The 25,812-nt window shown below is 46.3% G+C and carries 16 protein-coding genes; 13 read left to right on the forward strand and 3 right to left on the reverse strand.

Annotated features, from left to right (window positions below; genetic code table 11):
• The first annotated feature begins 86 nt into the window (after positions 1-86).
• Together DW183_RS08875 and DW183_RS08880 are read left to right on the forward strand one after the other, a co-directional pair.
• Complete coding sequence (locus tag DW183_RS08875; RefSeq protein WP_118281639.1) at positions 87-1,400, forward strand: ATP-binding protein; 1,314 nt, start codon at positions 87-89, stop codon at positions 1,398-1,400.
• A 362-nt stretch (positions 1,401-1,762) separates the two neighbouring features.
• Positions 1,763-4,393: a hypothetical protein gene (locus DW183_RS08880; RefSeq protein WP_118281640.1), complete on the forward strand. Its 2,631-nt coding sequence runs from the start codon at positions 1,763-1,765 to the stop codon at positions 4,391-4,393.
• Between the two features lie 69 nt (positions 4,394-4,462).
• Here DW183_RS08880 and DW183_RS08885 read toward each other — a convergent pair whose 3' ends face one another.
• Together DW183_RS08885 and DW183_RS08890 are read right to left on the reverse strand one after the other, a co-directional pair.
• Positions 4,463-5,509, reverse strand: coding sequence for an alpha/beta hydrolase (locus DW183_RS08885; RefSeq protein ID WP_118281641.1), 1,047 nt, complete (start codon positions 5,507-5,509; stop codon positions 4,463-4,465).
• Positions 5,510-5,541: 32 nt separating this feature from the next.
• Complete coding sequence (locus DW183_RS08890) at positions 5,542-6,885, reverse strand: MATE family efflux transporter (RefSeq protein WP_118281642.1); 1,344 nt, start codon at positions 6,883-6,885, stop codon at positions 5,542-5,544.
• A gap of 212 nt (positions 6,886-7,097) precedes the next feature.
• On the opposite strand from DW183_RS08890, the gene DW183_RS08895 reads away from it, so the two are divergent.
• The 11 genes from DW183_RS08895 to DW183_RS08945 all read left to right on the forward strand — a co-directional run bounded on the left by DW183_RS08895 (position 7,098) and on the right by DW183_RS08945 (position 24,595).
• Positions 7,098-7,337, forward strand: a complete 240-nt coding sequence (locus DW183_RS08895; RefSeq protein ID WP_118281643.1) for a hypothetical protein — start codon at positions 7,098-7,100, stop codon at positions 7,335-7,337.
• 98 nt (positions 7,338-7,435) lie between these two features.
• Positions 7,436-8,836: a rhamnulokinase gene (rhaB, locus tag DW183_RS08900; protein WP_118281644.1), complete on the forward strand. Its 1,401-nt coding sequence runs from the start codon at positions 7,436-7,438 to the stop codon at positions 8,834-8,836.
• On the forward strand, positions 8,830-10,251 hold the full coding sequence (locus tag DW183_RS08905) for an arabinose isomerase (protein WP_118281645.1): 1,422 nt from the start codon (positions 8,830-8,832) through the stop codon (positions 10,249-10,251). The genes rhaB and DW183_RS08905 overlap by 7 nt, the downstream gene beginning before the upstream one ends.
• Before the next feature lie 30 nt (positions 10,252-10,281).
• A complete protein-coding gene (gene rhaD / locus DW183_RS08910; protein ID WP_118281646.1) occupies positions 10,282-11,103 on the forward strand; it encodes a rhamnulose-1-phosphate aldolase in 822 nt (273 codons plus the stop codon).
• Between the two features lie 416 nt (positions 11,104-11,519).
• Positions 11,520-14,495 carry a beta-glucosidase gene (locus DW183_RS08915; protein ID WP_118281647.1) on the forward strand — a complete coding sequence of 992 codons (2,976 nt, stop codon included), beginning with the start codon at positions 11,520-11,522 and terminating at the stop codon, positions 14,493-14,495.
• A gap of 183 nt (positions 14,496-14,678) precedes the next feature.
• Positions 14,679-15,389, forward strand: coding sequence for a LytR/AlgR family response regulator transcription factor (locus DW183_RS08920; protein WP_118281648.1), 711 nt, complete (start codon positions 14,679-14,681; stop codon positions 15,387-15,389).
• Between the two features lies 1 nt (position 15,390).
• Entirely contained in the window at positions 15,391-16,677 is a 1,287-nt protein-coding gene (locus DW183_RS08925; RefSeq protein ID WP_118281649.1) for an ATP-binding protein, read from the forward strand.
• Between the two features lie 116 nt (positions 16,678-16,793).
• Entirely contained in the window at positions 16,794-18,869 is a 2,076-nt protein-coding gene (locus DW183_RS08930; protein WP_243069552.1) for a glycoside hydrolase family 2 protein, read from the forward strand.
• Positions 18,870-18,898: 29 nt separating this feature from the next.
• Positions 18,899-20,416 carry an MFS transporter gene (locus DW183_RS08935; protein WP_118281650.1) on the forward strand — a complete coding sequence of 506 codons (1,518 nt, stop codon included), beginning with the start codon at positions 18,899-18,901 and terminating at the stop codon, positions 20,414-20,416.
• Between the two features lie 83 nt (positions 20,417-20,499).
• The gene (locus DW183_RS08940; protein ID WP_118281651.1) at positions 20,500-23,796 is read left to right on the forward strand and encodes a hybrid sensor histidine kinase/response regulator; all 3,297 of its coding nucleotides are present in this window, start codon (positions 20,500-20,502) and stop codon (positions 23,794-23,796) included.
• A gap of 25 nt (positions 23,797-23,821) precedes the next feature.
• Positions 23,822-24,595, forward strand: a complete 774-nt coding sequence (locus tag DW183_RS08945) for a response regulator (RefSeq protein ID WP_243069553.1) — start codon at positions 23,822-23,824, stop codon at positions 24,593-24,595.
• Here the strand turns inward: DW183_RS08945 and DW183_RS08950 are convergent.
• A complete protein-coding gene (locus DW183_RS08950; protein WP_118281653.1) occupies positions 24,592-25,677 on the reverse strand; it encodes an HD-GYP domain-containing protein in 1,086 nt (361 codons plus the stop codon). The two genes, DW183_RS08945 and DW183_RS08950, sit on opposite strands and share 4 nt — an antisense overlap.
• Positions 25,678-25,812: the final 135 nt, after the last annotated feature.

Raw genomic sequence — 25,812 nt, forward strand, 5'->3', positions numbered from 1 at the left:
ATAATGATTGTAAAAACATTGGTTTCCGAATTTGTCTATGCTACAATAAGGTGTAACACAGGATAAAAGAAGTGAGGTATTAGAAGATGTATCGTGAGATTTCAAAATTGATCATGTATGGTGACATGGATAAGGACTGTATTTTATACCAGTTCGGTGAGATCTTCCGTCACTATGAAAATAAGACAAAGGATCAGGCGCAGTTGATCCAGGACATTTACACGCAGGTCAAGAGACTTCTGGTGGTTGCGACAGATTATGGATTTGACCATAACCTTTGGCACAATTATCTGGCATTTTATCTGGTGACCAATGAAAACCCATTTTCCATCACTTGTGAAAAGGTGGGAGCCAACGATGGCAGTGTGAATCACTTTGCAAAGAACGATTTTACTGTGATTAAGAATCTCTTTGATTATGATTTTTCAAAAATTGAGGCAGACCTTGGCATTGACTGTTTTTCGCAGTTATCCGATTATCATGCCATCCAGAAAAAGGAACTCATGTATAATAAAAATGTGAGCGAAAAGATCATTGCACTTTCTGCCCAGTTGGAAGCCGCAGAGGATGTGGACGCTTTCTTTGCTGCCGTGACCGGATTTTATAAAGACTATGGTGTTGGCATGTTTGGACTGAATAAGGCCTTCCGTATCAAGGAAAAGGATGGAGGCGATGTTGAGTTTGTCGCCATCAACAACATGGATAAAGTTATGCTGGATGATCTGATCGGTTATGAGATCCAGAAAAAGAAATTAGTCGACAATACCAAGGCGTTCGTGGAAGGCAGAGCTGCCAACAATGTCCTGCTCTTTGGTGATAGTGGTACCGGAAAGTCGACGAGCATCAAGGCGATCGTCAACGAATTTTACCCGGATGGCTTGCGCATGATCGAGATATACAAGCATCAGTTCAAAGATCTGTCCAATGTCATTGCCAGCATCAAGAATCGCAATTACAAATTTATCATCTATATGGATGATCTTTCCTTTGAGGAATTTGAGATCGAGTATAAATTCTTAAAGGCTGTTATCGAGGGCGGTGTGGAGACAAGACCGGACAATATTCTGATCTATGCCACATCCAACCGCAGACACCTCATTAAGGAAACCTGGAATGACCGGAATGATGTGCAGACACAGAACGGTATGCATCACTCCGATACCATGGAAGAAAAACTGTCTCTGGTCAACCGCTTTGGTGTTACGATCAATTACTCCAAGCCGAGCCAGAAAGAGTACTTCCATATCGTTGTGGAATTGGCAAGAAAGAATGGTGTGACCGAGGAGCAGATGAGTGACGAGACACTGCGTGCAGAAGCAAATAAGTGGGAACTCAGCCATGGTGGTATCTCTGGAAGAACCGCCCAGCAGTTTATCAATTACATATTGGGAACCTTATAGGATGCTCCTGCGAGGAAAGGACGGATGCCAAGAACGGCATCCGTTTTTGTATAAAAGGTACATTCTTTCTGAGTTAAATAAACAATAAAATAATAATAAACACAATACCTTAAAGGATATGTCACTGGACGAAAAATTGGGGCAGATGATCTGCCCGGGAGAGTTTTTCTGTCTGGATGATCTGCTTAAAGGTCTTGCCGGTGTTTGCCGACCGGGGCAAAACGATCCTGCCTGGATGCCTGAATCGTGTTGGAAAATTTGGCAGAGATGTAAAGAAAGACGTAAAAATGAGATTTTATTTGTTGGAAAAAGTAAGTATAATACAGGTAAGATAAGCGAAGAACAAAAGGAGAAGATCAAGTATGGGAAAAGTAGTAGAACAGTTACTCACAGGACAAGTCACCAACCATATGCTCCCATTTTTCTGGCAGCATGGGGAAGATGAAGCCACCTTACGGGAATATGTAAACGCCATCCATGATGCAAACTGTATGGCATTTTGCGTGGAAAGCCGTCCGCACCCGGATTTCTGTGGACCAAAGTGGTGGCAGGATATGGATGTCATTTTAGATGAGGCAAAAAAATTGGGAATGAAAGTCTGGATACTAGATGACAGTCATTTCCCGACAGGTTTTGCTAACGGTGCCTTAAAGGATGCACCGCAGGAATTGTGCCGACAGAGCATTTTCTGTAAATTCCTTTCCTATGAAGGGGATGCCAGAGAGGTGACCTTCCGTACAGAGAAACTGGCAAAGCCACCAAAATATAAACTGAGCTTTATCCAGAAGATGATGATGTCAGGCTCTACCAAGGATGCCAGAAAATATGATGACGATCAGGTCTATAGCATTACCGCCTATGGACCAAAGGGTGAGGAGATCGATCTTTCCGGCAGTAACACATGGAAAAAGCCGGCAGGCACCTGGCAGGTGGCAGTCTGTGGTCTGTCGCGAAACTTAGGACCACATCGTGCTTATATCAATATGATGAATGAGGTCAGCTGTCATAAGTTGATCGAGGCAGTTTACGAACCGCACTTTGCACATTATGGAGATCTTTTTGGCAATACGATCTCGGGATTTTTCTCGGATGAGCCGGAACTGGGAAATGGTATTTTGTGTGCAAAGCACAATGTGCTGGGAACCGAGCAGGATCTGCCTTGGAGTAAGGAATTGGAGGAACGCCTGCAAAAAACCTTGGGCGTAGACTATCGCAAGAATTTACCGCTTCTTTGGAAAAATGATGGAGATCCGCTTCTTACGGCACAGGTGAGAAGAACTTATATGGATGCGGTATCTAATTTGGTGAAAAAGGATTTTTCGGAGCAGATCGGCGACTGGTGCCGGGAAAAGGGCGTCATGTATATCGGTCATTCCATCGAGGATGATGATACTCATGCCTGCACCGGAAGCGGTTTGGGACATTATTTCCGTGGACTTTACGGACAGGATATGGCAGGCATTGACGATATCGGTGGTCAGGTTATGCCGCAGGGCGAAGAAGAACCGACGACCGGTATGTTTGGACCGCGTAATGGTGCCTTTTATCATTATACTTTGGGAAAACTCGGTGTGTCTGCTGCCTATTTACAAGAAAGCAAGCAGGGACGTACCATGTGTGAGATATTTGGAAATTACGGTTGGAAGACAGGCGTTACCGATATGAAATATCTGGCAGATCATTTTCTGGTGCGTGGTGTCAACAATTTTGTGCCGCATGCTTTTTCACCGAAAGCATACCCGGACCCGGATTGTCCGCCACATTTCTATGCGCACGGACACAATCCGCAGTATCGCCATTTCGGTCACTTGTGCGCATATATGAACCGTGTGGCAAGCCTGATCAGTGGAGGAAAGATCGTACAAAAGGTGGCAGTTCTTTACAATGCCGAAGGCGAGTGGTCCGGTCAGTGTATGCGTCTGGATCAGGTGGCAAGACCTCTTTATGATGCACAGATCGATTTCTCTTTCCTACCTCTGGATCATCTGGATCAGGCAGACAAGTTTATCTATGTGATCGTGCCTTATGCAAAGTACCAGCCGATCGAGATCGCCGGTCTATCCAATGTCATCTATGTGGATGCCCTGCCGGATGCCTATACCATGGGAGAAGATGCCATGCAAAAAGAGGCAGAAAACAAGGCGAAAAAGGCGGATGATTTAGCCGGGGATGCCAAGGTGCTAGCCCTTGGTGATCTCGTGGCATATCTTGAAAAAGAGGATATCAAAGATGCTGTGATCGCACCGGAAAATCCATATATTCATATCATGCATTATCAGACCGACTGTCATATGTATATGCTGATCAATGAGTCGGCGCAGACCTATCGGGGAAAGGTAAGCCTTCCAATGAAAAAGAAAGGCTATGTTTATGATGCGTGGGATAATTCCATTGCAGATATAGATCAGCAGATGACGGATATCGGTTGTCAGGTGTCCTTTGTTTTGGAACCAAGAAAGAGTCTGATCATGGTATTTGATGAGGAAGCCGATACATCATCTTTGGAAGAAAAGACGGTTGGCAAGCGTTTGTCAGACTGCATGTATGAAAAGAAAGAAAAGCAGGAGCAACCGACAGAAATAAAGACATGGAAGCGCAGTATCTGCTCTGCCTTAGACCATCCAAAGTTTGCGGATGCAAAAGATGTCAGCCTGCCGGATCATCTGGAAGAAGAAAAGCCGAAATTCTGTGGTTTTGTGTGTTATGAGACCAAGATCACAAGCGATGGCGGTGATAAGATCTTAGAGATCACAGACGCCGCAGAAGGCCTGGAAGTCTTTGTGGACGGTCAGAGCCTTGGCTTGCAGATCGTACCGGAGTATCTGTATGACTTGAGTGGATATTTGAAAGCGGGTGAGCATGAGATCGTCATTGAGGTTGCCACAACGCTCTGGCGTGAGAATGCCAGTGGCATGCGTGCCAAGATGATGGGCGAGAGCAAGCCGACATCAAAGTCCGGTCTTTGCGGTAAGGTATATCTCTGGAATAAATAAGAAAAGTAAGACAAATGAAAAGACTACAGGGAATGTGGAAAATACATCCTCTGTAGTCTTTTCGCTTGCTTAGATTACAGAAATCTGTCGTAACTGGTTGTCTAAGGCTTTTAGTTCATCATCTGAAATCTTACCATAGGCAAGTAAGTCGCGCAGTTTCATATCGCTGACCATAGAAGTTCCGTTGCTGTCATCGAAAGCAGCACTCATACCTTTTGCCTGCTCGGATAGACCGGCAATCAAAGTATCAATCATTGGTGCTAAGAGTGTAGCAGCTTCTGGAATAGCCATCACGTGTGCAAAAGTACAGTCAACGGTCAGATAATCCAGGTAATTGTCATTGATATGGGCAGGGCAGAGTGGATCTGTCATGCCTTCGAGTGTGCATTCACCAAAAATGTCTTTTAACCAGCCAATACTGTCTTCCACCCAGTGTGGTACACGCGAGCAGATGGTTTGTGGACGCGTGTCCTGAATACTGCTTTCGCATGTGGAAAAACCATGTGGTCCATAAGCATAAATATGACTTTCAAAGGCAACGCCATTGTCTGATAAAGCGCGCATAAAATCAATGGAATTGTTGATTGGAACCATGCTGTCTGTACGTGTTGCAAAGACAAAGCAAGGTGGTGTTTTCCGGTCTACAGCGGAGATCGTCTCCGGTGCATTTGGATTGCAGGCCTGTACATGCTGACTGGTTACGGCATAGCCTAAAATAGCAGCATTTGGGCGGTTCTGTGCAAGTGTTGCGGCAGCGGTTGCCAGATGTCCACCGGCAGAAAATCCGATGACTGCAATTTTATCTTCGTAGATGTGCCATGTATCTGCATGGGAACGGATCAGTGTCATCGCCTGCTCGTAATCATTGAGTGGATTTGGCCATGTACAATCGTCCATAACAGAGTAGCGCAGAACGAAAGCGTGATATCCGGCTTTTGCAAAAGCAAAGGCAACAGGATCAGCTTCACGGTCCGAACACATCTGATAAGCTCCGCCTGGAAGAATCAGTACAGCTGGGCGCTTAGCAACACAGCCGAATCCTTCCCCGCAATCTTGTATGTAAGTTGTCAGTGTGACATTTCTTTCTTCATTTAAGGTCAATACTTCTGTATTCATGAAAAATCCTCCTTGTATCTATCAATCATTTACTAAGATACCATTATAAACGATTTTCTCTTTTTACACCAGATAATATATGAAGCGATGCCGGTGATGGCTTCCGCAATCGGAAATGCCATCCATACGCCTGTGGCACCAAAGATACGGCTGAGAACAAATGCAGCAGGCATGATAACAATAGAGTAGCGCAACAAGGAAATCATTAAGGATGGAAGTCCCATGCCTATACCTTCGAGCGCGCCGCAGGTGGTCACGGATATCGCAGAAATGATAAAGCCAATACTGATGATGTGTAGGGCTTCTACGCCAAGCGATAGCGTTGTGGCATTTGTGGTAAAAAGTCCAAATAAGCGCTCCGGCATAATCCAGGAGAGCGTTGTTCCTAATACCATGAGAAATACGGTAAGTACAAGACCGGTTGCATAGATTTTGCGTACACGTTTGCCTTCGCCTGCGCCGTAATTGTATCCGACGAGAGGACGAATACCCTGAACAATACCGGTGGCAGACAGATAGATAAATGTCTGTAATTTGTAATACACCCCAAGTACCATGACATACGTCTCTGAAAAACCGGCTAAAATAGCATTTAACACCGATATTAGGAAGGATGGCAGTGCCATGTTGAGTGTTGCCGGGATTCCCACGCCATAGAGTCTTTTCAGAATCGAGGCATTTGGTTTGCAGTCAGCAATAGTAATATGAACAACGCGAGGCTTGCGATAGTAAAAAATAAAATATGCAACCAGCGTCAGAACCTGACCGGATCCGGTTGCGAATGCAGCACCCCAGATGCCCCATTTTGGAAAAGGACCAATGCCAAAAATGAGAAGTGGATCCAAAATGATATTTGTTACAAAGCCTACCAACATGCAGACCATAGTTTCTTTCATCCAGCCGATTGCCTGGAAAATTTTTTCATAGGTAATCCCAACGGTGACGACAGGCGCAAACAAAAAGACCAGATTAGCATACGTCAAAGCGAGAGAGAGTACATTGGTATTGGTTGTGTACATGGACAAAAAACTCTTCATGCCAAGAAGCCCTAAAATGGTTAAAAGAACACCGTGGATGAGGTTGAAAAATACGCCCTGGCTTGCGGCGAGATCTGCTGTCTTTTGTTCCTTTGCACCGAGGAAAAAGGCAATGGCAGCATTGATACCGACACCAAAGCCAACGGCGACTGAGGTGATGATATTTTGTGCGGGAAATACAAGAGAGAGGGCTGTCATGGCATCCTCACTCAGTTTTGCGATGAAATAGCTGTCAATGATGTTGTAGAGCGAATTGACTGCCATGGAAACGACCATGGGAAGTGCCATGGAAAGTACTAAGGGAAGTATTTTCTTTTCTTTCATAAACGTTTGATTCATTTTCGCGCATCCTTTCAAAAATAAATATTTTAAAGCATAAAAAATCGCCACAAGTAAAATGCAATGCACATTCTACTGTGGCGAAAAAAGACTATGCCTGAAAAGTCCACATCCTACAAAGAGTATGTAGGTTTTAGGAGTTTATTATAAGGGGAGAAGTTGACAGTGTCAATGATTTAGACTATATTCTTATTAATCTTAGGGGGAATACCATGATAGGGAAAAAAGAAATATATATTGGCTTGAAAAATGAAAGATATGATAGCATCTTACGGATATTGGATGAGAAGAAAATTAAATATGAGGTAAGAGCAATGGAAGAACATCATGTTCTGGATATAAATCGTGGTGGAGCGGTAGGACGTTTTGGCGAAAATAATGAAAGCAATAAGTGCGTAAGAATACTTATATCCAGAAAGGATTACAAAAGGGTAGGGGAGTTATCACAGTAATTTGCAACACAGGACACTTTTTCTAGTTAAAAGGTGTCCTTTTTTTGTGCCCTGACAGACAGTAGAATACAAGTAGAAATCAAAAATGGGGGTAGCAAATGAAGTATTATTTAGCGATTGATATTGGCGCATCCAGTGGACGCCATATGTTAAGTTGGATAGAAGACGGCAAGATGCGCTTGCAGGAAGTCTACCGTTTTTATAATGGCATGGATCAGGTGGACGGACATCTTTGCTGGGATGTGGGACGTCTTTTTGCCGAGATTGTCGCCGGTATGAAAGAGTGTAAAAAGATCGGCAAGATCCCGACCTCTATGGGGATCGATACCTGGGCAGTTGACTATGTGCTTTTGGATGACAAGGATCAGGTACTGGGAAATACCTATGCCTACCGCGACAGTCGGACGGATGGCATGGATGCCCTAGTCTATGAAAAGATCCCGCAGGAAGATCTGTATGCCAGGACCGGTATCCAGAAGCAGATCTTTAATTCCATCTATCAGTTGATGGCACACAAGACACAGGAGGCAGAACTGCTTGGAAAAGCCAAGACTTTCCTTATGATCCCGGATTATTTCCACTTCCTGCTCACAGGTGTAAAGAAGCAGGAATATACCAATGCATCCACGACTCAACTGGTCAATGCCAAGACCAATGATTGGGACTATGATCTGATCGCAAAACTGGGTTATCCGAGAGACATCTTTTTGCCGATCGAAATGCCGGGTACAGAGGTCGGACATTTGAGCCAGACGATACAGGATCAAGTGGGCTTTGATTGCAGCGTGGTACTTCCGGCAACACATGATACGGGGGCGGCGGTCATGGCAGTGCCGAGCCTGTCGGACGATACGCTCTATATCAGTTCCGGCACATGGTCTTTGATGGGAACGGAATTAAAGACAGCAAATTGCAGCCCGGACAGTATGGCATGCAATTTTACAAACGAGGGTGGCTATGACCATCGCTATCGTTATCTGAAAAATATCATGGGACTTTGGATGATCCAGTCGGTACGCAAGGAGTTATCCCCGGACGAGGGATTCGGTTCTATCTGCGAACATGCGGCAACTGAGACAATCACATCGATTGTGGATGCCAATGACGACCGTTTTTTGGCACCGCAGAATATGACAGCAGAAGTACAGGCGGCTTGCAGGGAGTCCGGCCAGAAAGTACCGGAGGGCATCTATCAGGTGGCAGCCGTGATCTACAACAGTCTTGCCAAATGTTATGCCGATACGGTTAGGGAAATCGAGAAGATCGAGCATGTGACCTATCCTAGCATCAACATTGTAGGTGGTGGTGTCAATGCTGCTTATCTGAATGAACTTACGGCAAAGGCTACCGGAAAAACGGTCTATGCCGGTCCAACGGAGGCGACAGCCATCGGCAATATCATGGCGCAGATGATCGCCGCAGGCGAACTGCAGGACTTGGCAGAAGCAAGAAAATGTGTATTCCATTCATTTGAAATAAAGGAGGAAAAAGGATGTTAGTTGAAACAAAAGCAAGAGTTGGTGTATTTGCCATCGCATTGGGAGCCTATTTGCCACAGTTCCCATCACTGGTTCCTGAATTTGAAGGACAGTTTGCAGATTTTAAAAAGACCATACCGGACAGTGTCGAACTGGTAGACGGCGGCATTGTCACAACAAAAGAGGCAGCCATGGCAGCCGGAGACAAGTTCCGCGCAGCAGATGTTGATCTTGTTCTCTTACAGATGCTTACCTATGCGACCAGTTACAATATGCTTCCGGCGATTCGTGATCTGAATGTGCCGGTCGTACTGGTCAATGTGCAGAAGAAAAAAGCACCGGACTATGCCAATACAGATACAGCCACCTGGCTGGGCGAACTTTACGCCTGCGGCGCTGTTGGTGAAATGGTTGCAGACTTGGAGCGTGCAGGAAAGAGACATGCCGTTATCACAGGTGTTGTTGAGGGCGGCGATCCTGAGGTGGAAAAGCAGATTGCTGAGTGGTGTACCGCAGCACAGGTAAGACGTAGATTTCGTGATACCAATATCGCTCAGATCGGTCGTCCGTATCCGGGCATGATGGATCTTTATATCGATGAGACCAATCTTTACAACCGCATGGGCTTATATACCAAGCAGTTTGACTGGGAAAAAATGTGGTCGATCGCCGACGACATCACAGATGAAGATGCCATCCGTGCCAAGGCAGAAGACATCTTAGATACCTTTGACATCGAAGGCGGTGCGACAGTTGAGACGGTCTGGGAAATGGCAAAATATGTAGTGGCTTTTGAAAAATGGGTCAAGGACGAGCAGTTAGCACTGGTTGCTTCCCATTATGACGGTTTTGCACAGGGCGTTGCCGGAAAACTGGACTCTATGCTGATACCTGCATTTTCTATGCTGATCAAGCAGGGGACGGCATGTGCTGTAGAAGGTGACATCAAGGTTGCTATGGCGATGAGCATCTTAAAGACCATTGCCGGAACCGGTCAGTTGTCCGAGATGTACTCTATCGACTTTAACGAGGACATCTGCATTATCGGACATTCGGGCTCAGGCGATGCCGATATTTCCGTAGACAGTAAGCCGACCATGAAGATCGTACCGGTATTCCATGGCAAGACCGGCGGCGGTTATCTGACCCAGTTCTATCCACCGGCAGGCGATGTCACTTATCTTGCAATCACACAGGATAAGGACGGACATTTCAAGTTTGTTGTGGCAGAGGGTGTCAATGAGAAAGGACCGATCTTTACGTTTGGAGATACCAATATGAGAACCCGCTTCTCTATTGGTGCCAGAGAGTTCTGCAATCGCTGGAGCGAGGCTGGTCCGACACATCATATGGCAGCAGCCATTGGCAGACATATCGATGTCATTGAAAAGGTTGGAAAGATCTTAGACATTCCGGTAGAAGTTGTTTGTAGATAAAATATATTTATGAAGAGAGAGGAAATAAAAATGAAATTTTTAGACGCAGAATTTGTACAGGGATTTATCCGTATGGCCAACGATGGCTGGGAACAGGGCTGGCATGAGAGAAATGGCGGTAACCTTTCTTACCGTGTAAAGCCGGAAGAAGTAGAGTCTGTCAAAGAGAACTTTGAGCCAAAGGAGTGGCAGCCGATCGGCACAAGTGTGCCAAACCTTGCAGGAGAGTATTTCCTTGTAACAGGCAGCGGCAAATATTTCCGCAATGTCATCATTAAGCCGGAAGATTCCATCTGCATGATCGAGTTGGACGAGGCAGGTGAGAATTACCGTATCGTCTGGGGGCTTGTCAATGGCGGCAGACCAACCTCTGAACTTCCAAGCCATTTGATGAACCTGGAAGTAAAGAAGTTACAGGATCCGAAGTATCGTGTTGTTTATCATGCACATACGACCAATATCATTGCCCTTACCTTTGTTCTTCCATTGGAGGACAAGGTCTTTACAAGAGAGTTGTGGGAAATGGCAACCGAGTGTCCGGTCGTATTTCCGGATGGTATCGGCGTTGTACCTTGGATGGTTCCGGGCGGCAGGGAGATCGCTGTGGCGACCAGTGAACTGATGAAGAAATATGATCTTGCCATCTGGGCACATCATGGTACTTTTGCAGCAGGCGAAGACTATGATCTGACCTTTGGCCTTATGCATACGGCTGAAAAGTCTGCTGAGATCTTAGTCAAGATGCTGTCTATGCAGCCTAACAAACGTCAGACTATCACACCGGATGATTTCCGTCATCTGGCAAAAGATTTCGGGGTAACCCTCCCGGAAGAATTCTTATATGAAAAATAAGATCGTATATAAGATAGGTAGAGTATAGAAGAAAAAAAGAAGTCCGAAAATGCTAGTCATGTTCGGACTTCTTTGTTATAATGGATGGGCTTTATATAGAACAGAGGAGGATAGAAGGAGTTAAAGTGCAAAAGACAGTAGGCAAAAACAGCATTGATTTTGGGCAAGATGGGATCATGCACATCCTGTTTATTTTCAGGCGATCGGCGCACCCATCAAGAGTTCCGTTCTTACGATCGTCAGAACGGTAGTCCTCTTTGTGCCTTTGGGCTGGGTGTTTGCACACTTTGGATTAAATGCATTTTGGCTGACCTGTCCTCTGCCAGAAATAATTACGACGATCACAGGTTATGTACTATATCGAAAGCAACTCAGGCAGATGAAACCTGCTAAATTGGGTTAGGAAAGGAAACATTATGGACAAAAAAGAATGGAAACAGGCAAAAAAAGCCTACAAAAAAGCAAAACACCGTGCAATCCGTCCTTGGAAAGGCATGAGCATTTTTTCTGCTATCTTTGCGGTTGTCTTTATCGCAGTCTTTGTCATTTGCTCCACATTTGACAATACCTTAGCAGCCTTTAACGGCGGTACTTTCTGGAAACTGGAAAATGAGGATGCGGATGCACAATACTTCACATCAGATTTTGACAAGGTGGAGGACAACGTAGCATACGGCACAGATTTATGCCAGCGCGTGGAAGCAGAAGGGGCAGCCCTTCTCATGAATGAAAATGACGCACTTCCTCTGAAGGAGGGAGCCAAGGTCAGTACTTTCTCCAATTCCAGCGTAAATATCGTTTATGGTGGAACCGGATCAGGAAATATTGACGCATCTTCCGCAGATACCTGGAAAGATGCCTTGGAGAGTGCGGGATTTTCGGTAAATAAGAAATTGTGGGATTTCTATGAGTCTGGCGACGGTGCCGAGTATGCATCCGACCGTGGCGGTACGGTAACGACCGCAGGTGCAACGACATCGGAGGTACCTTGGAAGGTATACACGGATGATGTCAAGAAATCCGTAGAAAAATATGGTGATGCAGCCCTTGTTATGATCTCCCGTGTGGGTGGTGAAGGCGCTGATGCAACCTATGATAAGAGCAATTATCTGGCATTGGATGACAATGAAAAAGATATGCTTTCCAATCTGGCACAGATGAAAAAAGACGGACAGATCAAAAAGGTCGTTCTTTTGATCAACTCCGCTAATGCTTTACAGGTAGATTTCTTAAAGGATAACACCTATGACATTGACGCAGTACTTTGGATCGGCGATGTCGGTATTAGCGGTATCAACGCTGTTGCAGAAATTTTGGCAGGTAAGGTCAATCCATCCGGTAGTCTGGTAGACACCTACTGCTATGACAATTATTCATCACCGGCAATGGCAAACTTCACACCGGTACAGTATGAAGGCTACGAAGAAGGCGTGATCCCGGACAGTGCGGATACCTATATGATCTATCAGGAAGGTATCTATGTCGGTTACAAGTATTATGAGACCCGTTATGAGGATGGGATTATGCAGACCGGTTCCGCAGGCGATTATGTTTACGGTGACAATGTGGCATTCCCATTTGGTTACGGTCTTTCTTACACGACTTTTGACTATAGCAACTATAGCCTTTCTTATGATGAGGCAAATCATCAGTACCATGCCAAGGTTACCGTGACTAATACCGGTAAAGTGGCTGGCAAGGAAACCGTACAACTTTATGTGCAGTCTCCATATACCACTTATGATGTCGAGAATAAAGTGGAAAAGGCATCCGTATCTCTGGTCGGCTTTGATAAGACACAGGAGTTGGAGCCGGGCGAATCTCAGGAACTTGAGATGGTCGTAGACGGCGCAGACATCGCATCTTATGATGCTTATGGCGCAGAGACTTATATCTTAGATGCAGGTACATATTATTTTACAGCAGCAACCGATGCCCATAATGCCGTAAACAATATTCTGGCAGCCAAGGGCTACAGTGCAGAAAACGGTATGGACGGACAGGGAAATGCAGCCCTTGTAGGCTCATGGAACAATCCGACATTGGATACCACGACCTATGCGGTTTCTGCCAACGGTACAGAGATCACCAACCAGTTGTCTGATTCAGATCTTAACCTCTATGAAGGTACAGAACAGAATGTGACTTACCTCAGCCGTAGTGACTGGGAAGGAACCTGGCCGACAGATACCGTAAAGATCGCCCTGACAGATCAGTTGATCGAGGATCTGCAACTGGTACAGTATGATGCCTCAGATTATGACGAGGTGGAAATGCCTACCATGGGGGCAGCACAGGAACTGACCCTTTACGATATGATTGGTCTGGATTATGAGGATCCACAGTGGGAGGCCTTGCTTGACCAGTTGACTTTCGATGAGATGGTTTCCCTGATCGGCGATTCCTTCCATTGGACCATGCCGGTAGAGTCTGTACAGGCACCGGGATCCCGTGATGAGAATGGACCGCAGGGACTGACAGCCTCCCTCTTTAATGCAGATTCTGCAAAAATGGCTGCAACAGCCTTTACCTCCGAAGATGTCATGGCTGCAACCTTTAACCGTGACCTTATGACGGAGATCGGGAAGGTAATCGGTAACGACTGCCTGTCTGCAAATGTAGCCATTTTATACGGACCTGGAAACAACATCCATCGTTCCCCATATGGCGGACGTAACTTTGAGTATTATTCCGAAGACGGATTTTTGTCCGGTGAGATGTCACTTTACGAAGTGGCAGCCATTGAGTCTAAGGGCGTGCATGTCGTTATGAAGCACTTTGCCTTAAATGACTGTGAGCAGGATCGTCTGGGACTTGGTGTATGGCTTCCGGAACAGGCAGCCAGAGAGATCTATCTGAAAGCCTTCCAGGCACCGATCGAAGAAGGAAATGGCGGTGGGGTCATGGTTGCTTACACACGTTGGGGTGCGATCTGGTCAGGCGGCAACAAGGGCCTGATGACCGGTATCCTGCGTAACGAGTGGGGCAGCCAGGGACTTACCATCACCGATAATGTATTGACCAAGTATGTCAATGGTGTGGATGGTCTGATTGCAGGCGGTATCTCTACCTTTGATGCCATGCTTCCATACATCACCAACCAGTTGCCGGAATATGAAAATGATCCGGTTGTGGTCAGTGCTATGCGCGAGGCCTGCCACCATGACTTATATGCGATTGCCAATTCCGTTGCCATGAACGGCGTGGGTGAGAACACTCTGGTCAAGGCAGCGGAACTGAAACTGGTAAGAATCGTAAGAATTGTTATGATCGTCTTTATCCTCTTGTTTGTGGTATCTTTGTTACTCTTTATCAAGAAGAAAAAGGAATTTAAAAAGAGTCAGGCTTACGCTGACTTTCAGGAAGCAAAGAAAGCGCGCAAGCAAAAATAAATACAATCCTATAAAATGATGTAGAAAAAGATCCGAGGTCAAAAGGCTTCGGATCTTTTACCATATTTGTCCGGTTGCCGTTTTTTATGGGGATATCCTTGGCGCGTTCTTTACCAAGCCTTGCGAAATTTGGAAGAATCGTGCATTATATAAAGATGAAATCAGGAGAGAAAGGAAAAAGACATGTATCGGATTGCAGTAGTCGAAGATGAAGAACAGTACAGGGATGAAGTGTGTCAGTATATTCAAAAATACGAAGAAGAGCATAAACTGGAGTTTTTGGTCACGACCTATGCGGACGGACAGGAGATCGTGGATGATACAGAGGCGCGCTATGACATTATCTTTTTCGACATCGAAATGGCGCAGTTAAATGGCATGGATGCAGCCAAAGTGATCCGTGGGCGCGATGCAGATGTGGTCATGGTCTTTATCACCAATATGGCACAGTACGCCATCGAAGGCTACGAAGTGGGCGCATTGGATTTTGTCTTGAAACCGATTGACTATTATGGCTTTGCCTTTCGATTGGAACGTGCTATCGGCCGTGTGCATGGCAAGCGTGATAACTTAGAGTTTGCCATCAATACGCAGGGCGGTATGAAAAAACTCAATTCTAACGATATTTACTATATAGAGATAGAAAATCGATTTTTACATTATCATACAGCAGAGGGAGAGTTCGCCCAGCGTGGTACTTTGCAGAGTGCGGAAGAAATGTTTAAGGATTATCATTTTGTCAAATGTAATCATTGGTATCTGGTCAATCTCAAATATGTGACCGAGATTGAAGATAATGTGGTACATGTTGCCGGTGCGCAACTGGAGATCAGCAGACGAAACCGGGCGCACTTTTTGAAGGAAGTGACAGACTACATCGGAGGAGGCTTTTAACATGAATTTTTTACCTTATGCAAATCTCCTGGAGCAGATTTTTGTTGTTTTATCCGGTCTGGTCTATCTGTTGCCTTTACAGAAACGTGAGCCGATCGAGTTGCGTCTTTTGTCGGGTCTCATTATGGGGGGCACCCTTATGGTTGGACCTGCAATGGTTTTGCCGCAGAATGGTTCAACAAACTTTTTACTTGTGGTTTTAGATCTGGTCGTTATGTCTTTTGTCGTCTATTATTGTGCCACCATAAAAAAGAGTGCGGCTTTTTATGTTGCGATCTGGTCCCTTGTGACTTCGCAGTTTTTTATGAATTTATGGCATGTTCTTTATCAGTTGTCTCCTTTTCGTAATAATGGCAGTCTGGCTGCCTTGCTCTGGGGCGTGCTTGGATTCTATGCCGTGGGGCTGGCGATTGTTGGGCTGACAACGGCGAAGTGTATGCCGGAAAAGGGAAAGTACCATATTGGACCGCGCCAGATGACATCCGCAGTTTTGTTCTTAGCAGTTTTTGAAATGCTGGATCAGATGATGCGCATCGTGCATTTTGGCAGATATAATCTCATGTATTATGTGGTACTGCTGGTCGTACAACTTTATTGTGTGTCCCTGCTTTTTATCCAGTCGGAACTTTTCAAAAAGTCTGCCTTGGAAAAGGAACTTTTTACCATGAATATGCTGATGAAGCAGCAGGAAGAACAGTATGAGATCACGCGCGATAACATCGACATGATCAATCAGAAATGCCATGACCTCAAGCATCAGGTTCGAGCTTTGCGTGGGCTTGCCGATGATGAGAGCAAGGAACGTTATCTGAAAGAATTGGAGCAGTCGGTCGAGATCTATGGTGCGATCGTCAAGACCGGAAACGATGTATTGGATACGATTCTAACGGAAAAGAGCCTTTCCTGTCAGGCAAAGGGCATCAAGATAAATTGTATCGCGGACGGCAGCAAACTGGAATTTGTCGATCCGGTCGATCTCTATGGTATTCTCGGCAATGCCGTGGATAATGCCATGGAGGCGGTGGAAAAGATCTCGGATGCCAGAATGCGTCTGATTGATATTGCCATCTTTACCAGAGACCGTTTTCTGGTTATCAATATCACCAATCCTATGACCGGTCAGGTGAAATTAAAGAATGGACTGCCGGTCTCTACCAAGCCTCACAATGGCTATCACGGCTATGGGCTGCGCAGTATCCGGCATAGTTTGGGACGCTATGACGGCACGATGAGCGTGAACGTATCTGACCATACCTTTGAACTGAAAATGCTCCTGCCTTTGCCGTAAAAGGTGGGGCAGACCACTTAGGGAAGTCTGACTACCACTTACGATAAGTATGTTGTTATTTGTTTTAGGAGCGTTTAAAATGCACATATACAAGCATGTTTTATAAAGGAGGAAGTATGAGAAATAGCATTTCCCTGAACCCAAATTGGAAATTTTCTATAAAAGATCAGCCTGCTATTGATGTCAACATTCCACATACTTGGAATGCCATAGATGGACAGGATGGTGGCAACGATTATTACCGTGGTATCGGCACTTACGAAAAGACTTTTGCAAAGCCTGACTTTGATGCCAATACACAGGATGTTTATTTGGAATTCTGTGGTGTCAATGCGACGGCTACAGTCTTATTGAACGGTCAAAAAGTCGCTTCTCATGACGGCGGCTATTCTACTTTTCGTGCCAATGTGACAGCGCTTTTGCAGGAAGAAAATGATCTTCGCATTGCAGTGGACAACACAGTCAACACGAGAGTCTATCCACAGAAAGCAGATTTCACCTTTTATGGTGGTATCTATCGTGATGTCAATCTGCTGGTGGTATCCAAGAATCATTTTGAATTAGATTATTACGGTATGTCCGGTATGCAGATCACGCCGGAGGTAAAGGGCGATGCCGCAGACATCAACATGGAATCCTATGTGTATCTGGAGGAGGGCGCAGATGCCTCTGCTTACACTGTAGAACTTTCCATTTTAGACCATGAAGGACAGATCGTTTTAAAAGAAGAAGTATCGCTTGCTGATTTTACCTTTGACCAGCCTCGCTTTGGCGCTATCACAGACGAAAACTGGCTCAAGGGCAAGGGGCGTGCCGCTGACCTTATGGCGGATGTCAGAGTGGATCTTTCCCATACAGCCAGGCAGGCAGCATCCCATGTATTCCACATGGACCAGCCACATTTGTGGAAGGGCGTGGTTGACCCGTATTTATATACCGCTAAGGCAAGCCTGCTATTTCACGGGCAAGTTCTAGATGAAATCAGCCAGCGTTTTGGCGTTCGTTCTTTTGCAGTATATCCGGATAAAGGATTTTACCTGAACGGAAAGCCATATCCGCTTCATGGCGTTTCCCGCCATCAGGATTTCAAGGGCATCGGAAATGCCATTCCCAAAGAGCAGCACAAGCGTGACATGGAACTGATCAAGGAGATCGGAGCCAATACCGTGCGTCTGGCACATTATCAGCATGATCAGTACTTCTATGATCTGTGCGATGAGGAAGGTATGGTCGTATGGGCAGAGATCCCATATATTTCCGAGCATATCCCGTCAGCCCGTGCCAATACGATCACACAGATGCGTGAACTGATCTTACAGAATTACAATCATACCTGTATTGTGACCTGGGGACTTTCCAATGAGATCACGATCTCTACCAAGAATAAAAAGGACATGTTAGACAACCATCATGTTTTGAATGATCTTTGCCATAACATGGATGCGACAAGAAAGACCGTACTTGCCTGCTATGCTATGTGCAATCCGTTTGGCAAGGTCGTACATATCTCCGATATTGTAAGTTACAATCTCTATCTGGGATGGTATGTGCCGGGCTTGTTCTTGAATGATATTTTCTTTGCCATCTTCCATACCAGATATCCGAAGCGCGTGCTGGGCTATTCTGAGTATGGTGCAGAGGGTATGCCAAACCTCCACAGTGAGCATCCGCACAGAGGAGATCACACGGAGGAATATCAGGCAAGATATCATGAATACATGGTACGCTGCTTTGCCAGATTTCCATGGCTTTGGGCAACCCATGTGTGGAATATGTTTGATTTCGCGGCAGATGCCAGAGATCAGGGCGGTGAGCCGGGCATGAACCACAAGGGACTGGTGACCTTTGACCGCCAGACCAAGAAGGATTCCTTCTACCTTTACAAGGCATACTGGAATGCAGAGCCTATGGTCCACATTTGCAGCAAGCGCTTTGTAGACCGTAAAAAGAACCGTATCACGGTCAAAGTCTACTCCAACCAGCCGAGTCTGCAATTCTACTGCAACGGAGAACTGGTTGCGACAAAAGAGGCAGATCATGTCTTTACCTGCAAGATCGATTTGAAAGACGGAGAAAACGAGATCCGCGTGGTAGCAGGAGATCTGGAAGATACGGCAACTTTTGTACGCACAGACACGCCGGCAAATTACAAACTTTCAAAGAAGCGTTCTAAGAGTGCGAACTGGGTATAGAACAGATATTTATTTAAGGAGGTTTATTCATGAGTGAAAAACAAAATGTGGAAGCAAGTGGACTGAACCGCGCAAAGCCGTATCAGTTGGTACTGTTTCCTCTGAACAATGGTGCTACCAATGTCTACTATGTATTGGTACTTTCCTACATTGCGACATTCGGTTCTAACGTACTTGCACTTGGACTGATGTTTGCATCTATTATGGTAACAGCCATGCGTCTTTGCGATGCTATCACCGATCCGATCATTGGTGCATTGATCGACCGCACCAATGGCAAGTTCGGAAAGTTCCGTCCATTTATGGTGATCGGAAATCTGATCATGGCAGTCAGCATCATCTTACTTTATATCGTAACGCCGTATATTCCGGCAGATATGATGCCGCTGCGTTATGTAGTCTTTGTACTTTTGTATTTTGTATGGGTTATCGGATACACTTTCCAGACTTCCTGTACCAGATCCGGACAGACCGTACTTACTAACGATCCAAAGCAGCGTCCGCTCTTTACCATCTTCAATACGGTGGGATCTTTAGTCGGTATGGGTGTGATGCAGTTCGTTGCGCCGATCCTGCGTGCCAACGTTGCGGATTACTCAAGTGCAGACTTTTACCGTGTATTAACACCAATTGGTGTTGTTATCTCAATCGTTTTGACCCTGCTTGCCGTGATCGGTATCTGGGAAAAGGATCAGCCGAAGTACTTTGGTGTCGGTGGAGAAAAACAGAAAAAAGTCAAAGTTTCCGAGTACATCGAGATCATCAAGAACAACAAGCCGATGCAGCGTCTGATGATCGCCGGAGCCGGATGCAAACTTGCGCTTTCTATCGCGACAAATACAACGGTTCTGTGTATGCTTTACGGTTGTATGATGGGCAATTATGACAGCCTCTATCTGCCGATGATGATCTTAGGCTATGCAGCGAGTGTACCATTCTTCCTTTTGACCGTCCGTACTTCCCAGAAGAAGGGACAGAAAGCATCCTTAGTCCGTTATGTATCCGTAGCACTTGTCTGCTATGTGGGCGTACTGGCGCTCCTCTTATTGTGGAATCCGTCAAATGGCATGAATCTGGTATTCCCGAGCGTCAACGTATATACGATCCTCTTTATCATCTGCTTTGGTGTGGGTTATGGTGCTTACTATGCAACCGCCGATATGCCGATCCCGATGGTAGCGGATTGTTCCGACTACGAGACATATCGTTCCGGCAAATACATCCCGGGAATCATGGGAACTCTGTTTTCGCTGGTAGATAAACTGGTATCTTCCCTGGCTGCAACGGTCGTAGGTATCGCCGTAGGTGTGATCGGACTTTTCAATCTGCCGACCGCAGATACGCCATATGCACCGGGCATGAACTGGGTTGTTATCGTTCTCTTCTGCCTGATCCCAATGATCGCGTGGGCAGTGACCCTGATCGCTATGAAGGGCTATTCTCTGACCGGAGATCGCATGAAAGAGATTCAGGAAGTAAATGCCAAGCGCAAGGAAGCCATCGCAGAAGGCATGAGCTTAGAAGAAGCAATGGAAAAATACAAATAAATTTCACAAATACCCCCTTGTCTTGGCAGGGGGGCTTTTTGTATATTAGAGATAGAATTTGTTGTGACAAAAGAGGTGGGAAGATGGAGACATTTGACTTTTATTTTTTTACACTGACAGCAGAGCAGTTGATGACCTGTCTAAAGACTTTGCAACTGGCGGGCATCTTTATTCCGGTGGTCAGTGTCGTTGTGATCTTACAAAAGGAGCAGAGTAAGGGGGCAACCTATCTCATGCTTGCCAATGCCGCCTGTTCCATTGTCAACTGTGCTTATCTGATGATCCTGGAAACGGACAATTCTCAGGCGTTGACGACGGCGTACCGCATGGAGTATGTCGGCATCTCACTTTTCTTTTTCTTCTTTATCCTCTTTATGATGGAATACCAGCATATGCGCTTTTCCCGCGTCGTTTCGATCGGGTGGCCTCTGTTTGAACTGATCGAGGTACCACAGATGTGGATGCGGTCTTCGACTCATATCATTTTAAATGAGGAAGGACAGGAGTTAGACCAGGCGGCGCAGAAAGTGTCAGAGGCAGTTGGCAATATTGCGGGTGCAAATGGCAACACATCCGATGCAGTTCAAAACGGGCAGCGTATGATCGGTGAAATGGGCAAGGAGTGGATGGGAAATGTGCATATCTCTCTGGATGAGCGCCTTGGCATGTATCAGGTCAATATGGATGGCGGTGTTCTCTACTATGTACGTTACGGCTTGATCGCATCCATGCTCTTATTCCTCTTTGTCTATACGCTTTGCCGTTTTATCAAAATGAAGAATAAGACCGAGCGACACAACCTTTTTCATCTGATGCTGGCACAGGGCTTCCTATTGGTCATGCTCATCTTTTCCCAGTTTGCAGATATTCCTTTCGATATCATGCCGATCGCATCCTCCGTCGTGATCTGCGTCATGACCTTGAGTGTCATGGTGGGTGAATTTTTCACGGTGACTGACCAGGGGCGTGACTGGGTATTTGAGCATACTAACGATGTCTTTTTGATCGCGGATGATGCCTACGGTTATCTGGATGCCAACCGTTATGCCAAGAAACTTTTTCCGGTCTTACGCCGTTTTCACAAAAATCAGGAACTTCCGGAGGAAGTTTTGCAACTCTTTCAGACGACAGAGGATGAGGTGGAACTGGATGGCAGATTTTACGAGCGCCGTCTGGCGACCTTATATCAGAATGAAAAGCACAAGAAAAAGATCGCCGGTTATAGCCTGATCTTAGTAGATGTGACAAAGCAGTTACAACTGGTGCAGGAGGCAGAGGCTGCCAACGAAGCCAAGTCTGCCTTTCTTTCCAATATGTCACATGAGATCCGTACCCCGATGAATGCCATTGTCGGCATGACCGAGATCATGCTGCGCGGGGATGTGACGGAGGAGCAGGAGGAGTACCTTTCCAATATCAAAGTATCCGGGGATGCCCTTTTAAATATCATCAATGACATTCTGGATTTTTCCAAGATCGAGTCCGGCAAGATGGAACTGGTAGAAGAAGACTATGCACCCATGTCTATGATCAGTGATCTGGGTATTATGTTTTTGACCAGGATAGGCGAGAAAAATGTAGAACTCCTCTACGACATTGACCCGACCCTGCCAAAGACTTTACGTGGGGATGGTCTGCGCGTGCGCCAGATCATCATCAATATCTTAAACAATGCCGTCAAATTTACAGAAAGAGGCTATGTGAAACTTTCGATCAAGGTGGAGGATAAGACGGAGCAGGATCTTGTCCTTGCCGTGAGTATCAAGGATAGCGGATCCGGCATCCGCGAGGAAGACCAGAAGAAACTTTTCCAGTCCTTCTCCCAGGTTGACAGCCGGAAAAATCATTCCAAAGAGGGAACCGGTCTGGGGCTTGCCATTTGCCGTCAGTTGGTTGAAATGATGGGGGGACAGATTGGTGTCAGAAGCACTTACGGACAGAGCAGTGAGTTCTACTTTACCATCCGCCAGAAGATCGCAGAGGAGAGTCCAGTTGCCAGTCTGCCGGAGGAGAAAAAGACCCTGCAGATCGGTGGTGCTTTTTCCAATACCTATTTGCAGGAGAACTTCGAGCGTCTGGTGCGTGCCTACGGCATAGAACCGATCGCGCCGGATGTCATGGCAAAAAAACGCCCGCATGTAGACTTCCTCTTTACGGATACCCTGGTCTACGAGGAGCACAAGGATGCCATCCATGGTTCTTTGTTGGGAGATAAGCAGATCTGCGTTCTGCAAAATCCGGTACAGGAGGCTTTGCGGGATGCCAAGGTCATGGTCATGAACAAGCCGCTCTATTCGCTCAACTTCTGTCAGGCGATCCGCAGAGAGGGACAGGTGACCTACGCGGGCACTTCTGAGGTCTTGAATTTCAAGGCACCGGAGGCAAAGATCCTTCTGGTCGATGACAATAAGATGAACTTAAAGGTTGCGATTGGTTTGCTGGCACCTTTGCAGATGCAGATCGACACGGCAGAAAACGGAAAACAGGCGCTGGAAATGCTGGAGGCGCATACCTATGATCTGGTCTTTATGGATCACATGATGCCGGTCATGGATGGTGTGGAAGCCACCCGTCGGATCCGTGAGTGGGAAAAGGGCAGTCAGGAGCATGAGATCGTGATCGCCCTCACGGCAGACGCCATGAGCGGCGCCAAGGAGGAGTTTGTAGCGGCAGGCATGGATGATTTTGTGGCAAAGCCGATTGAGATCAAGGAGATCTGCGGCAAGTTAAAACAATATCTGCCTGAGGATAAGATCATCAAGACAGAGGATGTGGCAGCAGAGGCGGAGGAAGAAGAACTGCCTGTCATTGAAGGACTTAATGTAGAAGAAGGCGTGCATTACTCGGGAGGCAAGAAACTTTTCTTGAGCCTCTTGGGAGACTACTACAAACTGATCGATACCAAGACGAAAAAGATGCAGCAGTGTCTGGCAGATGGTATGATCCGGGATCTGACCATCGAAGTCCATGCCCTCAAGAATACCTCCCGCATGATCGGTGCAGACCGTCTGTCTGCCCTCTTCAAGGCAATGGAAGACCTGGGCAATGCCAATGACCGAAAAGGACTTGAAGAAAGACTGCCGGAAGTATTAGAATTATATACAAGTTATAAAGAAGTCCTGCGTCCTTACGGAAGTCTGGACGAGGCAAATTTACAGGAGACCTCAAAGGAAGAACTGAGCCGTATCTTAGGTCAGATGGCAAATGCCATGGATGACTTTGATCTGGACGGCGTAGATGCTGCCATGGCAGAATTGGAAGGCTATCGTATGCCGGAAGATCTGGCAGAGGATATGGATGCACTGCGGGCAGCGGTTGCGGATGTCGCCATGGAAGAAGTCATGGATCTTTGTCATGCCATGGTGGATAAGTTGGGGTAAAAAAGAAAAGTAAGTGGAGAAAATGATGAAGGAAACGTATAAGATTTTGATCGTGTCGGAGGTACAGGGCTATCTTATCCTGTCACTCAAGGATAAGATAAAAGAGGCGGGCTATGATGTGAGCGTGGTCGAGCCGGATGTGGCACAGATCTCAGCCGAGCGTGATACCATCGGTGCCTATCTGATCTGTGGATCGGACGGGATCGGAGATATGCAGCAGGCTCTGATCTATCTCAAAGACCAGTCAGCCGAGCGCGACATTCCCATCTTTACGGTGGGAAGCAGGGAAGAAAATGACGCTATCGGACGTGTGATCTCAGGCCACCTCATCCGTCAGTTTTTTGAGCGCCCGGTCAATGTCAATGAATTGGTGGAAGTTATCGATGCCTATATCGCAAAGTTTGGCGCACAGCACAAGAAAAAGGTTCTGGTCGTAGATGATTCCGGGGCAATGCTGCGCAATGTCAAAGGCTGGCTGGAAGACCGCTATCAGGTCATCTTAGCAAATTCCGGTGCCATGGCGATCAAGTATTTAGCGACCAACCGCCCGGATCTGGTACTGTTAGATTATGAAATGCCGGTCGTAGATGGCAGACAGGTGCTGGAAATGATCCGTACAGAGACAGAATTTTCCGATGTTCCGGTCATTTTTTTGACAAGTAAGGATGATAGGGAAAGTGTGATGCAGGTCATGGCACTCAAGCCGGAAGGCTATCTGCTCAAGACCATGGAGCCTGCAAGGATCATCGCGGAAGTCGATGCTTTCTTTGAACGCCAAAAGGCAAAATTATTTGATTAAATGATCTCTTCGACATAGAGATCCAGACGTTTGGACAGATCTACAAATTCTCCGCTTTCTAATTGGATGAGAGGGCGGAGAAGTTTTTTTGTGTCGATCATGCTGATCTTGCCCTGACTGCCATCGCTCAGACGGACAGAGTTGCCGACATAGGTCTGGGCGATATGTTCCAAAAAGGTCAGGATGAATTTGGGGTTGTATTCGGTTAGTCCATTGCTTTCAAAGAGGGCGATCACTTCAAAAGGACAGACTGCCGAACGGTAGCAGCGATCCGAAGTCAGTGCGTCGTAGACATCCGCAATGGCTACGATGGAAGCAAAGGTGTCAATACGGTCCCCGGTAAGACCGAAAGGATAGCCCTTGCCGTCAAAACGTTCGTGGTGCATGAGAGCGGCATTCTTGATCCGCTTGTCGATGCGCTCCCGTTCCATCATGCGGTAGCCTAAAACCGTATGTGTCTTCATGATCTCATATTCTTCCGGTGTCAGCCGGTCAGGTTTTTCCAAGATCTCATCCGGGATCTGTACTTTTCCCACATCATGTAAAAGCCCACACAGGGTCAAAACATCCAGATTGGCTTCGTCCAGATCTGACCACATACCGATCAGGCGTGAAATGACGGCGACGTTGATGCTGTGCACATAGGTGGAGTCGTCCAGATCGCGCATATTGTGCAGCATATCCAGTAAGGAAAAGGAAGCACGATTGTGGTCGAAAAGTTCCAGCGTGTCCTGTAAAAGGGCAGAGGTATCCAGATGCGCATCGCCGGCAACAAAACGACTCAACTGTTCCTGAAAAATGCTGGCACTCTGCGTATAATGCTCCCTGAATTCTTTGAAAGATTCGCTCTGGCGGATACGTTTGGCGTAAGTCGGTTCGCTACGGTCTGCCTTTTCAAAGGACATTGGATCAATTTCATTTGGCAGGATCGTAACGGACGGCACATGGTAGTATTTCATGTGCTGGATCATCTGCTGACTTAAAATGGAGCCTCTGAGAACGATCAACTGTCCACGGGGCGTAAAGACATCAGCCGCAACGATCATGCCGGGTTGTAATTCGTTCAGTGGATAGGTAACCATGGCAAGTTTCCTCGCTTTATCTACTACTATCGATCATTTTAATATGAAGAAATTATAACATGTTTCCCTCTTTAATAAAACCTTAACAAAAGTAAAATATTTGTGCAATACTGACGCTCTATGATACTACCTGTA

The sequence above is a fragment of the Roseburia sp. AM16-25 genome (assembly GCF_003473825.1).
Lineage (GTDB): Bacteria > Bacillota > Clostridia > Lachnospirales > Lachnospiraceae > Pararoseburia > Pararoseburia lenta.